This window comes from Curtobacterium sp. PhB142 (assembly GCF_004341255.1).
GTDB lineage: Bacteria > Actinomycetota > Actinomycetes > Actinomycetales > Microbacteriaceae > Curtobacterium.
Map to the genome: position 1 here is coordinate 329,744 of NZ_SLUT01000002.1, position 13,512 is coordinate 343,255.

At 72.0% G+C, this 13,512-nt stretch carries 11 protein-coding genes; 8 read left to right on the forward strand and 3 right to left on the reverse strand.

Going from position 1 to position 13,512, the window contains the following annotated elements:
• Positions 1 to 49 precede the first annotated feature (49 nt).
• From EDF31_RS04955 to EDF31_RS04985, 7 genes are all read left to right on the forward strand, one after another.
• Positions 50 to 1,126, forward strand: a complete 1,077-nt coding sequence (locus tag EDF31_RS04955; RefSeq protein WP_243649866.1) for an ABC transporter ATP-binding protein — start codon at positions 50 to 52, stop codon at positions 1,124 to 1,126.
• The gene (locus tag EDF31_RS04960; RefSeq protein ID WP_131845382.1) at positions 1,123 to 2,721 is read left to right on the forward strand and encodes an inositol monophosphatase family protein; all 1,599 of its coding nucleotides are present in this window, start codon (positions 1,123 to 1,125) and stop codon (positions 2,719 to 2,721) included. Before EDF31_RS04955 ends, EDF31_RS04960 begins: the two co-directional genes overlap by 4 nt.
• A 430-nt stretch (positions 2,722 to 3,151) precedes the next feature.
• The gene (locus EDF31_RS04965) at positions 3,152 to 3,973 is read left to right on the forward strand and encodes a hypothetical protein (RefSeq protein WP_243649867.1); all 822 of its coding nucleotides are present in this window, start codon (positions 3,152 to 3,154) and stop codon (positions 3,971 to 3,973) included.
• Between the two features lie 57 nt (positions 3,974 to 4,030).
• Positions 4,031 to 5,032, forward strand: a complete 1,002-nt coding sequence (locus EDF31_RS04970) for an ATP-binding cassette domain-containing protein (protein ID WP_131845383.1) — start codon at positions 4,031 to 4,033, stop codon at positions 5,030 to 5,032.
• Complete coding sequence (locus EDF31_RS04975; protein WP_123294045.1) at positions 5,029 to 5,877, forward strand: ABC transporter permease; 849 nt, start codon at positions 5,029 to 5,031, stop codon at positions 5,875 to 5,877. The genes EDF31_RS04970 and EDF31_RS04975 overlap by 4 nt, the downstream gene beginning before the upstream one ends.
• Before the next feature lie 148 nt (positions 5,878 to 6,025).
• Entirely contained in the window at positions 6,026 to 7,927 is a 1,902-nt protein-coding gene (locus EDF31_RS04980) for an amino acid transporter (RefSeq protein ID WP_243648898.1), read from the forward strand.
• Positions 7,924 to 8,892, forward strand: coding sequence for an EamA family transporter (locus tag EDF31_RS04985; protein ID WP_131845385.1), 969 nt, complete (start codon positions 7,924 to 7,926; stop codon positions 8,890 to 8,892). The genes EDF31_RS04980 and EDF31_RS04985 overlap by 4 nt, the downstream gene beginning before the upstream one ends.
• A 57-nt stretch (positions 8,893 to 8,949) precedes the next feature.
• Here the strand turns inward: EDF31_RS04985 and EDF31_RS04990 are convergent, their stop codons facing one another.
• The gene (locus EDF31_RS04990) at positions 8,950 to 10,635 is read right to left on the reverse strand and encodes a long-chain-fatty-acid--CoA ligase (RefSeq protein WP_131845386.1); all 1,686 of its coding nucleotides are present in this window, start codon (positions 10,633 to 10,635) and stop codon (positions 8,950 to 8,952) included.
• Between the two features lie 116 nt (positions 10,636 to 10,751).
• Between EDF31_RS04990 and EDF31_RS04995 the strand changes: the two genes are divergently transcribed.
• Complete coding sequence (locus EDF31_RS04995) at positions 10,752 to 11,675, forward strand: oxygenase MpaB family protein (RefSeq protein WP_123673206.1); 924 nt, start codon at positions 10,752 to 10,754, stop codon at positions 11,673 to 11,675.
• A gap of 95 nt (positions 11,676 to 11,770) precedes the next feature.
• On the opposite strand, the gene EDF31_RS05000 is transcribed toward EDF31_RS04995, so the two are convergent.
• Complete coding sequence (locus EDF31_RS05000) at positions 11,771 to 12,697, reverse strand: aldo/keto reductase (RefSeq protein WP_243649899.1); 927 nt, start codon at positions 12,695 to 12,697, stop codon at positions 11,771 to 11,773.
• A gap of 146 nt (positions 12,698 to 12,843) precedes the next feature.
• Entirely contained in the window at positions 12,844 to 13,410 is a 567-nt protein-coding gene (locus EDF31_RS05005) for a TIGR03086 family metal-binding protein (RefSeq protein ID WP_131845388.1), read from the reverse strand.
• Positions 13,411 to 13,512 lie beyond the last annotated feature (102 nt).

A 13,512-nucleotide genomic window follows, 5' to 3' on the forward strand; every position in this document is an offset into this window, starting at 1 on the left:
GACACCCGGACCGACACCGATGACCACCACCAGCACGAAAGGCGACCAGATGACGGACGCAACGCTCGTCGCGGAACGCGCACCGGGCCTCCAGGCCGACGGCAGCACGACCGACCGGTCCCGCACCGGCGGACTCACCATCCGCGGACTGCGCAAGACGCTCGGCGGACGCGACGTGGTCGCGGGCATCGACCTCGACGTCGCGAAGGGCGAGCTCGTCTCGCTGCTCGGCCCGTCCGGGTGCGGCAAGACGACGACGCTCCGGATGGTGGCGGGGTTCCTGCCCGCCGACGGCGGCGTCGTGACGATGGGGGACCGCGACGTCACGTCGATCGGTCCGGAGCGTCGTCCGAGCGCGATGGTGTTCCAGAACTACGCACTGTGGCCGCACATGACGGTGACGCAGAACGTGGCGTTCCCGCTGCGGACCAGACGCGTGCCGAAGCAGCGGGTGGCGGAGCGGGTGCGGGAGGCGCTCGACCTCGTCGGTCTGAGCCACCACGCCGGGTCGAAACCGACCGCGATCTCGGGCGGTGAGCAGCAGCGGGTCGCCCTGGCGCGGGCGATCGTGCAGGAGCCCGACGTGCTGCTCCTCGACGAGCCGCTGTCGAACCTCGACGCGAAGCTCCGGGTGAGCGTCCGCGACGAGATCCGGCGCATCCAGCAGCGTCTCGGCATCACGACCGTCATCGTGACGCACGACCAGGACGAGGCGCTCAGCATCTCGGACCGGATCGCGGTCATGCACGACGGCCGCATCGAGCAGATCGCGACGCCCACCGAGCTGTACGCCCGCCCCGCCACCGGGTTCGTCGCGTCGTTCATCGGGTCGACGAGCCCCGTCGCCGGCCGGTTCCTGGCCGGCACGTCGGTCAGCCCGACCGTGGCGGACACGGTCCTGATCCGACCCGAGCAGGTGGTGCTCACCGACGACTCGCCGATCCGTGCGACCGTCGCCCGCGTGCTGATGCGCGGGCACTTCGCCGAGGTCGTGCTGGCCGCCGACGGCGCCGAGCTCCGCGCGTTCGTCACCGGAGCACCCCCGACGGTCGGCACCGAGACCGGCGTTCGCCTCGGCGAGGTGCTCGTGTACCGCGACGGCGCCCTGCTCGGGGGCTCCCGGTGAGCGCCCCGGTGTCGGCGCCCGCCGACCAGGTGGTCGCCACCAGCCCGACCGGGAGGCACGGCGTGCGTCCGCCACGGCTCGTCGCCCACCGCGGTGCGCCGCGCGTCCGGCGCGAGAACACCCTGCCCGCCATCGCGGTCGCCGAGGCGCTCGGCGCCGAGGTCATCGAGGTCGACGTCCGTCGCACGGCCGACGACGTCGCCGTCCTGCTGCACGACGAGACCCTCGGCCGGATGTGGGGCGACGCCCGACGAGTGTCCGACGTCGCCTGGTGCGACGTCGCCCGGCTCGGCAACGGCCTCGACCGGATCCCGCGGCTCGACGCCGCACTCGAACGGCTCGACGGCTGCCACTCGGTGCTGCTGATCGACCTGACGGACGCGGCCGACGGACTCGTCGCTGCCCGCACCGTCGCGGGGTCCACCGCGTCCACCACCGTGGCGTGGTGCGGAGCGCCGGCGGCGATGGCCGCGGTCCGCTCGGTGCTGCCCGACGCCGACGTCTGGCTCGCGTGGGAGTCGCTCGACCCGCCCGCTCCGGCAGACCTCGAGGCGTTGACCCCGTCCACCCTGAACCTCGACATCGCGTTCCTCACCCCGCGCACGATCGAGGCTGCGCACGCCCTGGGGCTGCGGGTCGCCGTCTGGACCGTCGACGAGGCCGAACCGGCGCTCTGGGCGGCACGGCTCGGCGTCGACTCGATCACCACGAACGACGTCGGTGCGATCGGCGCCGCGCTGTCGTCGGCGGAGCGGGACGGCTGGCCGGAACGGGACCGCGAGCCGACCGAGACCGAGGTCGCCTCGCGCGCCCAGGCCCTGGCACACCGCATCGCGCACGAGGTCATCGCCTTCACCCGCGAGCACCCCGTCAGCGAGGTGCGGACCAAGGCGAACCCGGCGGACCTCGTCACCGACGTGGACCGACTGGTCGAACAGCACGTCCGGTCCCGCGTCCGGATGGCGTTCCCGACGCACGGCTTCACCGGCGAGGAGTACGGCGACGCACCCGGCGACCGGCACCGCTGGTACCTGGACCCCGTCGACGGCACCACGAACCTGGCGAACGGCGTGCCCTGGACGTCGATGTCGCTCTGCCTGACCCGCGGTGGCCGGCCGCTCGTCGGCGTCGTGGCCGACCCGTGGCGGGGCGAGGTCCTCGAGGCGCGGCGCGGACGCGGTGCCACCCTGCGCGACCGTCCGCTCCAGCTGGACGACACCCCGCGGCCGCTCGCCGGTGCGGTCGTCGGCACCGAGCTCGACGGGCACCGGCCGTGGCCCGGGTTCGGTGCGTTCCTCGACGCCCTGGCCGACCGGTCGTGCACGCTGCGGGTGCAGGGCTCCGGCACGCTGACCATCGCGCAGGTGGCGGCCGGCCGGGGGATCGGCGGGTGCGTGTCGGCGTTCAACCCGGTCGACCACGGGGCCGCCGTGCTGCTCGTGCACGAGGCCGGCGGGATCGTGCTGACCCGCTCCGGCCCGGTCGAGGGCTTCCCGCCCGTGGGCGAGCCGTTCCTGGTGGCGCACCCCGGGGCCGCCGACGAGCTGCACGGGGTGTGGACGGCCGCGCTCGCCGTGGGCGCGGCGGCGGGCTGAGCCGGCGCGTGCGCGCGGCAGGGGTGGCCGGCGCACGGTGCGGGGTCCGCGTTCTGGTGCGGGGTTGGCCGCTGGGTGCGGTGCTGTAGGCGCGCACGGTGCTGCCAACCCGGCACGGGTCGTGCAGGTGCGCACGGTGCGGACTGGAGGCGCGGGTCGGGTCGGGTACGGGCCTCCCGTCGGGTGGGTGGTGCGCACGGTGCGGGGTCCGCGTTCTGGTGCGGGGTCGGCCGCTGGGTGCGGTGCTGTAGGCGCGCACGGTGCTGCCAACCCGGCACGGGTCGTGCAGGTGCGCACGGTGCGCCCGCGGGCGCGGCGGCGCACGGCTGACTCTGAGCGGGCGCTCAGTCAGCGGCCGACCGTGCTCCATAGGGTGGCAGGCCACGGGCGGTCCGACCGGATCACCCGTGCACCCGAAGGAGCATCGACCATGGGATTCCTCGACCGCCTGCTCGGACGTCCGGACCGCGACCGCACCGGTGACGCGCGGCAGGACGACGCGCAGCAGAACCAGTGGGGGCAGCCGCAGCAACCGCAGCAGCAGGGCTACCGGTACGGCCAGCAGTCGTACCACCAGCCCGCGCCGACGGGGGTGCCGGCCGGGCAGCAGCAGGGCGGCCAGTACGGCGTGCCGCAGTGGGGCGGTGCACCCGCGCAGCGGCAGAGCGCGACGACCGACGACGAGCGCGCGGTGGAGCGGTACCGCTACCTGCTCCGCACGGCGCCGCCCGAGCGCATCGAAGAGGTCCACGCCGAGGCGTTCGCGAAGCTGACCGACGAACAGCGCCGCATGGTCTACGACGAGTTCACCCGCACGGCGCCTCCCGGTGAGGCCCCTCGCGGCGACGACCCCCGCTCGCTCGCGCAGTCGGCGACGCGGTCCGAGATCCGCCAGCCGGGCTTCATGGAGCGCTCGCTCGGTGGCGTCGGTGGTGGTGGCCGCTTCGGTGGGCAGCGCGGCGGACCGTCGTTCGGCAGCATGATCGGTGCCTCGATCCTCGGCACCGTGGCCGGCTACGTCATCGGGTCGGCGATCATGAGCGCCTTCCTGCCGGACCCCGGATCGTTCGATGGCGGTACTGACGCTGCGGGTGACGGTGGTTCGGAGGACACTGGAGCCGACTCCGGTGACGGCGGTGCGTCCGATGGTGGCGCGTCCGACGGCGGCGGGTTCGAGAGTGCGGGCTGGGGCGACAGCGGATCCGACTTCGGCGGTGGCTCCAGTGACTTCGGTGGTGACTTCGGCATCTGAGTGACGGCCGTCGCCCCACCGGACCCCGGTACCCACCGTGTCCGACGAAGGAGCGACATGGCCATCATCGAAGCCTCCGGGCTGACCAAGACCTACCGGTCGAAGTCCGGACCGGTGCACGCACTGGCCGGACTCGACCTGTCCGTGCCCCAGGGCACCGTGAAGGCGCTGCTCGGGCCGAACGGCGCGGGCAAGACCACGACCGTGAAGGTGCTGACCACCCTCATCACCCCGGACTCCGGGACGGCCACGATCGACGGCATCGACGTGATCGCCGATCCGCAGGCCACCCGGCGGTCCATCGGGGTGTCCGGGCAGTACGCCGCGGTCGACGAGAACCTGACCGGCTTCGAGAACCTCGAGATGATCGGGCGGCTCTACCACCTGGGCCGGAAGACGTCGCGGGAGCGTGCCCGTGAGCTCATCGACGTGTTCGACCTGGCCGAGGCCGGGGACCGCCCGGTGAAGGGCTTCTCCGGTGGCATGCGGCGACGGATCGACCTCGCCGGGGCCCTCGTGATGAACCCGCGCGTGCTGTTCCTCGACGAGCCGACCACGGGCCTCGACCCGCGCAGCCGGCTGGCGCTCTGGGGCATCATCGAGGACCTGGTGGCCCAGGGCGCCACGGTCCTGCTCACCACGCAGTACCTCGAAGAAGCCGACCGGCTCGCCGACGACATCGCGGTCATCGACGACGGCCGGGTCATCGCCGAGGGCACCGCTGACCACCTCAAGGCGCAGGTCGGCGGCCACCGGGTCGTCGTGACCCTGGTGGACGAGACCGACGGTGACGCCGTGACGACCGTCCTGCGGCGCTACGGCGTCGGCGACGTCGAGGCCTCTGGTGACGGCCGCACCCACGCCATCGCGGTCGAGGCCGGCCCCACCGCGCTGCAACGGGTGCTCGCCGACCTCGGCGACGCCGGCATCGAGCTGCACGACGCGGGCATGCGCCGACCGACCCTCGACGACGTGTTCCTGCGGCTCACCGGCCACGCCGCGACGGAGGACGAGGCCGACGAAGCCGCCGCCACCAAGCAGAAGGAGGCGGCCCGATGACCGCCACCACCATCGCGCCGGGTCGGCAACTGCCCGTCGTCGTCACCTCGCCGGTCGCCATCTGGTTCGAGGACGGCTGGACCGTCACCAAGCGGAACCTCATCAAGATCAAGCGGTCGCCGGACATGCTCGTGTTCGCGGTGCTGCAGCCCATCATGTTCGTCCTGCTCTTCAGCCAGGTCTACGGCGGCGCGATCGCGGTCGAGGGCACCGACTACACGCAGTTCCTGATGGCGGGGATCTTCGCGCAGACCGTCGTCTTCGGGGCCACGTTCTCGGGCTCGGCAATGGCGCAGGACCTGAAGGAAGGCCTGATCGACCGGTTCCGCACGCTGCCGATGTCGGCGTCCGCGGTGCTCGTCGGCCGGACCAACTCCGACCTCGTGCTCAACTCGATCTCGATGGCGATCATGATGCTCACCGGGCTGGCCGTCGGGTGGCGGGTGAACTCGTCGCCGCTCGAGTTCCTGGCCGGCATCGCCTTGCTGCTGCTGTTCAGCTACGCGTTCAGCTGGGTGATGGCGCTGCTCGGGATGAGCGTCAAGACGCCGGAGGTCATCAACAACGCCTCGTTCATGATCCTGTTCCCGCTGACCTTCATCTCGAACGCCTTCGTGCCGAGCGACACGCTGCCCCTGGTGCTGCGGGTGTTCGCGGAGTGGAACCCGGTGTCGTCGCTCGTGCAGGCGGCGCGTGAGCTGTTCGGCAACGTCGGGTCGGCGCCGGTGCCGGACATCTGGACGATGCAGCACCCGATCGTGACGGTGCTGATCGGGATCGCCGTGATGCTCGTCGTGTTCGTGCCGTGGGCCGTGAACAAGTACACCCGCATCAGCGCGAAGTAGCAGTCGTCCACAGGGGCCGTCCGGGTGCGCGCGTGCGTCACCCGGACGGCTTAGCATCGTCCACGTGACCGCGACAGACGCCGAGCGGGCCGCCCAGCGCGACGCCACGGAGCCACCCCTCGACCGCAGCGCCCGACTGCGTCGCTGGATGCTGCAGGGCGCCCACCAAGGGGCATCCCACCAGGGTCCGCACCAGGTCGAGGTCGAGAAGACCCACCCGTGGTGGCGGGTCATGTGCCTGACCGGCGTCGACTACTTCTCGACCCTCGGGTACCAGCCGGCGATCGCGGCGCTCGCCGCCGGTCTGCTGTCGCCGATCGCCACGATCGTGCTCGTGCTCGTCACCCTGTTCGGGGCGCTGCCGGTGTACCGCCGGGTCGCGAGCGACAGCTTCCGCGGTGCCGGGTCGATCATGATGCTCGAGAAGCTCCTGCCGTGGTGGGCCGGCAAGCTCCTGGTGCTCGTCCTGCTCGGGTTCGCCGTCACCGACTTCATGATCACGATGACGCTGTCGGCAGCGGACGCCACGGCGCACATCGCCGAGAACCCGTACACGCCGCACTGGTTCACCGAGATCCCCGTCCCGCTCACCCTCGCGCTGCTGCTGTTGCTCGGCGTGGTGTTCCTCCGCGGCTTCAAGGAGGCGATCGGCATCGCGGTCGGACTCGTCGCGGTGTTCCTCGCGCTGAACGCCGTCGTCGTGGTGGTCGCGCTCTGGCACGTCTTCGAGCACCCGATGGTCGCCAGCGACTGGTGGTCGGGGCTCACCGCGCAGCACAGCAACCCCCTCGTCATGGTCGGCATCGCGCTCGTCGTGTTCCCGAAGCTCGCGCTCGGCCTGTCCGGGTTCGAGACCGGCGTCGCGGTGATGCCGCAGGTGCGCGGTGACGCGTCGGACGACACGAGTGCCCGGCCCGAGGGTCGGATCCGCGGCACGAAGCGGCTCCTGACCGTCGCGGCCGTGATCATGAGCTCGTTCCTGATCACCTCGTCGATCGCGACGACGTTCCTCATCCCGCAGCACGAGTTCCAGCCGGGCGGCGGTGCGAACGGGCGGGCCCTGGCCTTCCTGGCGCACCAGTACCTCGGTGGGGTGTTCGGATCGATCTACGACTTCTCGACCGTCGCGATCCTGTGGTTCGCCGGCGCGAGCGCGATGGCCGGCCTGCTCAACCTGGTGCCGCGGTTCCTGCCCCGTTACGGCATGGCGCCGCAGTGGGCACGGGCGACCCGGCCGCTCGTCATCATCTTCACGCTCATCGCCTTCCTGATCACGATCGTGTTCCGCGCGAACGTCGACGCCCAGGGCGGGGCCTACGCCACCGGCGTGCTCGTCCTGATCACGAGCGCCGCGGTCGCGGTCACCCTGTCGGCTCGTCGCCGGCAGCAGAAGAAGCGCACCATCGCGTTCGGCGTCATCTCGGTCGTGTTCGTCTACACGACGGTCGCGAACGTCATCGAGCGGCCCGACGGCGTCCGGATCGCGGCGATCTTCATCATCGCCATCGTCGTGGTGTCGCTCGTCTCGCGAGTGCGCCGGTCGTTCGAGCTCCGCGCGTCGTCGATCGAGCTGGACGCCACGGCGCGGCAGTTCGTCGAGGCCGACGCCGACCAGTTCAGCGCGGTCTGCATCATCGCGAACGAGCCGGGTGCGGGCACCGCCGAGGCGTACCGGGCGAAGGGGCGCGAGGAACGGCGCGACTCCGGCATCCCGGCGCGCGTCCCGACGATGTTCCTCGAGGTGCTGCCCGCCGACTCGTCCGACTTCGAAGAGGATCTGCTGGTCGAGGGGCACGTCGTGCACGGACACCGTGTGCTCCGGGTCCGGTCCGGCAACGTGCCGAACACCATCGCCTCGACCCTGCTCGCGATCCGGGACACCGCCGGGGTCGTCCCGAGCATCTACTTCGAGTGGAACGAGGGCAGCCCGATCCGGAACGCCCTGCGGTTCGTGTTCACCGGGGCCGGCGACGTCGCACCCGTCACGCGCGAGGTCCTGCGCGAAGCCGAACCCGACGTCCACCGCCGCCCGTCCATCCACGTCTCGTGACGGGTCCCGCCAGCGCGCGCCGGGTCCCGACGCCCGCCGGCGGGCTCGCCGCGGTGGTCGTCGCCGCCGCGGTCTGGGGGACCACCGGCACCGCGACGCACTTCGCCCCGGGCGTCCCCGCCTTCGTCTTCGGCGCCGTCACCTTCGGGATCGGTGGACTCGTGCTCGCCGCCGTCGCCGGACGCGGCACGCTCCGCGCCGTCGCCGAACGCCGCACACGGGGGTGGGCGCTCCTCGGCGCAGGGGCGCTCGTCGTCTACGCGGTCGCCTTCTACGCAGCCCTCGCCGACGCGGGCGTCGCCCTCGGCACCACCATCGCGATCGGGTCGTCACCCGTGTTCGCCGGGCTCGTCGAGTGGGTGTCGGACAGGAGGCCCGTCACCGGCAGGTGGATCGTCGCCACGCTGGTGAGCGTGGCCGGCATGGTCGTCGTGACCCTGGCGCGGTCGGAGCGCGACGGCGGCGGTGGTGCGCTCGCGCTCGGGATCGCCAGTGCACTGCTCGCCGGACTCACGTACGCGCTGTACTCGTGGGCGGTGGCGAGGGGACTGCACGCGGCGGCCGGGGCGGTGTCGGTACCCGGCGGGCCCGGGGTCGAAGCCGTCGCGGCGGGGCTGCCGAACGGCCGCGGGCTCGTCGGCGCCGTGTTCGGCATCGCTGCCGTGCCGCTCGTCGTGCTGGTGGCCCTCGGCGGCGCACCGTACGTCGGCGAGGGCGACAACTGGCCGGTGTTCCTGTACCTGGCCCTGGTGCCGACGGTGCTCGGGCACTCGCTGTACGCCGTGGGGTTGCGGTCCGTCGGTGCCTCGGTCGCGACCCTGGTGTCGTTGCTCGAGCCCGTGGTCGCAGCGGTGCTCGCCGTGCTCGTCGTCGGGGAGCACCTCGGCGCGACAGGGTGGGTCGGCATCGCGCTCGTGGTGGCCGGGCTCGCCGTGCTCGCGGTGCCGGGGCGACGCCTGCGCTGACGCGCGTCGGGCACTGACGACGTCAGTCGCCAGCCGTCAGTCGTCAGTCGTCAGTCGTCAGTCGTCGGCGAGGATCTGGTCCCGCACCTTCCGCCGCAGCACCTTGCCGATCATCGAGCGCGGCAGGTCCTCGACCACGACGACCCGACGCGGCACCTTGTACGCCGCCAGCTGGTCGCGCGCCCACGCCCGCAGCGCCGCGGCGTCGAACGAGGACGGGTCCTTCGGCACGACGGCGGCGACGACCTGCTCGTTGCCGCCCTGCGTGATGCCGACGACCGCGACCTCCTTGACGCTCGGGTGCTTGAGCAGGGCGTCCTCGACCTCGGACGGCGACACGTTGAAGCCGCCCGTGATGATGAGCTCCTTCAGACGGTCGACGATCCGGACGTAGCCGTCGGCGCCGATTGCCACGATGTCGCCGGTGCGGAACCAGCCGTCGGGGGTGAAGACCTCGTCCGTGGCCTCGGCCTTGCCCCAGTAGCCGCGGAACACCTGCGGCCCGCGGACCTGCAGTTCACCGGGCTCGTCGACGCCGAGCACCTTCGTGCTGTCGTCGGGGTCGACCACGCGGGCCTCGGTGGAGGACAACGGCAGACCGATGGAGCCGAGGCGACGCTCCGGGGACACCGGGTTCGCCATCAGCACGGGGGAGCACTCGGACAGCCCGTAGCCCTCGACCAGGTACCCGCCGGTCCGGGCTTCCCACGGTTCGACGATGTCCTGCGACAGCGGCATGGCGCCCGAGATGCCGATCTCGATGCCCTCGAGCGAGACCTTCGCCGAGTCGGCGGCGTGCTGCAGTCGGGCGTAGATCGGCGGGACGGCCGGCAGGAACGTCGGCGGGTGCTTCTTGATCGCGGTGAGCACGAGGGCCGGGTCGAACGTCGGGAACAGCACGAGCCGCGAGGCCATGCTCATCGCGAAGGTCAGGCACAGCGTGAGGCCGTAGGCGTGGAACATCGGCAGCACCGCGTACACGACGTTGTCGCCCCGACGGATCTGCGGCACCCAGGCGCGGGCCTGCGCGGCGTTGGCCAGCAGGTTCCGGTGCGTGAGGACCGCGCCCTTCGGCGTGCCGGTGGTGCCCGAGGTGTACTGGATCAGGGCGATGTCGTCCGTCGACGGCCGCGGGTGGCGCTTCGACAGCTTGCGGGTGCCGACCAGGTCGTCCCACTTCGTCGTGCCGCGCACCGAGGTGGTGAGCTTCGCGCGGGACTCGCGGGCCTTCGCCACCGGCAGGGCCAGGGCGAGCCGGGTGCTGCGGGGCATCGCTCGGGTCAGGTCGACCGACACGATCGCGTCGAGCTTCACGTCGGCAGGGAAGTCCTGCAGCGTCGCGACGGACTTGTCCCAGGCGATCGCGACCTTGGCGCCGTGGTCCTCGAACTGGTGGCGGAGCTCGCGCGGCGTGTACAGCGGGTTGTGCTCGACCACGATCGCGCCGAGGCGCAGGACCGCGTAGAACGCCACGATGTGCTGCGGGCAGTTCGGCAGCACGATCGCGACCCGGTCGCCGGCACCGACGCCGAGCTTGCGGAGGCCGTTCGCCGCGCGGAGGATCTGCTCCTGCAGGTCGGCGTAGCTGGTCGTCCGCGTGAAGAACTCGAGCGCGACCCTGCCCGGGAACCGTCGCGCCGATTCCTCGACCAGGTCGATCAGGGAACCGTGCTGTTCCTCGATGTCGTGCGGGACCCCCGGGGCGTACGAGGCAAGCCAGGGACGAGGCGTGTCGATGCTCACGCGTCTCAACCTAGCGGGCCACCCCGGCGCCCGCTGGGAAGCACCGGGCGGCATCGGGCGCCACCGGGGTGCACGAAGCCGAGCGCGCTCCCAGGGGACGGACGGACGATGACGCCATGCCCTCCGTCTCCGATGCCTTCCGCTCCCGCCTCAACGACACGTTCACCGGTGGGGCGACGAGCAAGCCGGAGTGGATCGACGAACTCGAGGACGGCACCGACGCTGGCTTCTTCGGCCCCGGTTCCGCGACGTGGGCGGTGCACGGCGGCAAGCAGACGATCGTCGCCGGCGTCCGCGCACTCCTCGTCCAGGCGCTGCACCCGGGAGCCCTCGCCGGCGTCGCCGACCACTCCCGCTACCGCGAGGACCCGTTCGGCCGACTCGCCGGCACCATCCGGTGGATCTACACGGTCTCGCACGGCGACACCGCGACCGCCCGTGGTGCGAGCGAGTGGGTGCTGCGCCTGCACGAGCGGGTTCGCGGCCAGTACGTCGACGGCCACGGCATCGCACGCGACTACGCGGCGAACGACCCCGACCTGGCCCGCTGGGTGCACCTCGCCTTCACCGACGCGTTCCTCCGGGCCGCGCAGCGCTGGGGCGGCCCGATCCCCGGCGGCGCCGACGCCTACGTCCGCGAGTGGGCGACCGCCGGCCGGCTCATGCGCGTCGAGGACGCCCCGGAGTCCGAGGCCGAGCTCCGCGCCCAGATGGACGGGTACCTCGACCGCGGCGAACTCGCGGTCACGGCCCGCACCCGCGACGTCGTCAAGTTCATCAAGAACCCGCCGCTCGCGCTGATGCTGCGGCCCGGCTACCAGGCGCTGTTCCAGGGGGCCGTCTCGACGCTCGACCCCCGCCACCGCTCGATGCTCGGCCTGCGGGCGCCCGCGATCGGCCCCGTCGAACTGCCCGTCGGCCGGGCGACCGGACTCGTGCTCGACGGGATCGGCGGGGTGCTCGGCAACCAGACGGGCACCGAGCGCGCTGCGCTCGTGCGCATCGCGCGCCTCGAACGCGAGCGCGGCGCCGTCGCCTGACCCGACGGCGTGTCACGTGCATGAGACGCGACCACAAGCGGACGGGAGGCCCGTGACCAGCTGGCCACGGGCCTCCCGTCCGCCTGGTGGGGGCGTCAGAAACCGGACGGCACCCGGGGCGTGTACGCGGACTCGAGTCGCGTCACCTCGTCGTCGGTCAGCGTGATCGCGGCGGCCGCGACCGCGTCGTCGATGTGGTGCTCCTTCGTCGCACCGACGATCGGCGCGCTCACCGCGGGCTTGCCCGCAACCCAGGCGAGGGCGATCTGCGCCATGCTCACGCCGCGTTCAGTCGCGATGGACTCGACGGCGCCCACGATCGCGCGGTTCGCGTCCTCGTCTTGGCGGTAGAGCGTCTTGCCGAACTCGTCGGTGCTCGCGCGCGACCCGGAGCCGTCGGCGTCCCACGGCCGGGTGACCTTGCCGCGGGCGAGGGGGCTCCACGGGATCACGCCGACGCCCGTCGCGTGCGCGAAGGGGTGCATCTCGCGTTCTTCCTCGCGTTCGAGCAGGTTGTACTGGTCCTGCATGCTGACGAAGCGGGTCCAACCGTGCAGGTCGGCGACGTGCTGCATCTGCGCGAACTGCCACGTCCACATGCTGCTCGCGCCGAGGTAGCGGGCCTTGCCGGCCTTGACGACGTCGTGCAGTGCCTCCATCGTCTCCTCGATCGGGGTCACCGGGTCGAAGCGGTGGATTTGGTACAGGTCGACGTAGTCGGTGCCGAGACGGGTCAGCGAGGCGTCGATCTCGTGCATGATCGCGGCGCGGGAGAGCCCTGCGCCGTTCCGACCGGGGCGCATCCGGTTGAACACCTTGGTGAGGACCTGGACGTCCTCACGCGGAGCGAGTTCCTTGAGGAGCGTGCCGGTGATCTCCTCGCTGGAGCCGTCGGAGTACGCGTTCGCCGTGTCGAAGGTGGTGATGCCGGCGTCGAACGCGCGACGGACGAAGGGGCGGGCCTCGTCGATGCCGACGCTCCACGCGTGCGAGCCGCGGTCGGGGGCGCCGTAGGACATCATGCCGAGGATCACGGTGCTGATCTCGAGGCCGGAGGCGCCGAGGCGGGTGGTGTCGGTCGTCGCTGCGGTGCTCGGTGCTGCGTTGCCTGGTACTGCGGTGCTCGTCGCTGCGTTGCCTGGTGCGGCGTTGCTCGGTGCTGCGTTGGTCATGCGCTCACCTTGGCATCGCGGCCTGTGACGGCGAGCAGGCGGACCTGGAGTGGGGCGTCCTGGTCGACGTCGACCGGGGCGGCGTACAAGCCGGTGGCCGCGAGGTCCTCGATCTGCGGTTCGAAGTACTCCCACACCGCCTGCACGAGCTCGTCCGGCAGGGACTCGTCCGTGCCGGTCGCCCGCGCCAGGTCCCACGTGTGGATGGTGATGTCGCTGGTCTGCTCGGTGAGGTACTGGCCAGCTGGCACGACGTCGGTGCTGAGGTGGACGGGGGTGTCCTGCGGGGCGTTCCGCCAGGCATCGGTCGCCGCGGTCGCGAAGCGCTGCCACTCGGACACGAGGTCGTCGCCGATGAACTCGAGGTCGGCCTCGGCCTGGGCGTAGTCACACCCGGTGAGGAGCTTCGGGATCCAGCGCTGCTCGTCGACCACGTGGGTCACGAGGTCGCGGGTGGTCCACTCGGAGTCGGGGGTGGCGGCGTCCCAGTCCGTCACGGCGGCGACGCGGCGGCCGAACTCGGCTGCCGCGAGGGCCTGCATCGCGATCCAGTCGGTGGCCATGGTGGTGCTCCTGTTCGTCGGGCTGGCGTGCGGTGCTTCGTGCGGGTGGTGCGTGGTGCGGGTGGTGCGTGTCGTGCGTGTGGTGCATGTCGTGCGTGTGTC

Coding starts and splice junctions, on each gene's coding strand:
- EDF31_RS04980 (WP_243648898.1), top strand. CDS start 6,026: ATGCTGCAGGGCGCCCACCAAGGGGCATCCCACCAGGGTCCGCACCAG.
- EDF31_RS04955 (WP_243649866.1), top strand. CDS start 50: ATGACGGACGCAACGCTCGTCGCGGAACGCGCACCGGGCCTCCAGGCC.
- EDF31_RS04965 (WP_243649867.1), top strand. CDS start 3,152: ATGGGATTCCTCGACCGCCTGCTCGGACGTCCGGACCGCGACCGCACC.
- EDF31_RS05005 (WP_131845388.1), bottom strand. CDS start 13,410: ATGGCCACCGACTGGATCGCGATGCAGGCCCTCGCGGCAGCCGAGTTC.
- EDF31_RS04995 (WP_123673206.1), top strand. CDS start 10,752: ATGCCCTCCGTCTCCGATGCCTTCCGCTCCCGCCTCAACGACACGTTC.
- EDF31_RS04970 (WP_131845383.1), top strand. CDS start 4,031: ATGGCCATCATCGAAGCCTCCGGGCTGACCAAGACCTACCGGTCGAAG.
- EDF31_RS04975 (WP_123294045.1), top strand. CDS start 5,029: ATGACCGCCACCACCATCGCGCCGGGTCGGCAACTGCCCGTCGTCGTC.
- EDF31_RS05000 (WP_243649899.1), bottom strand. CDS start 12,697: ATGATGTCCTACGGCGCCCCCGACCGCGGCTCGCACGCGTGGAGCGTC.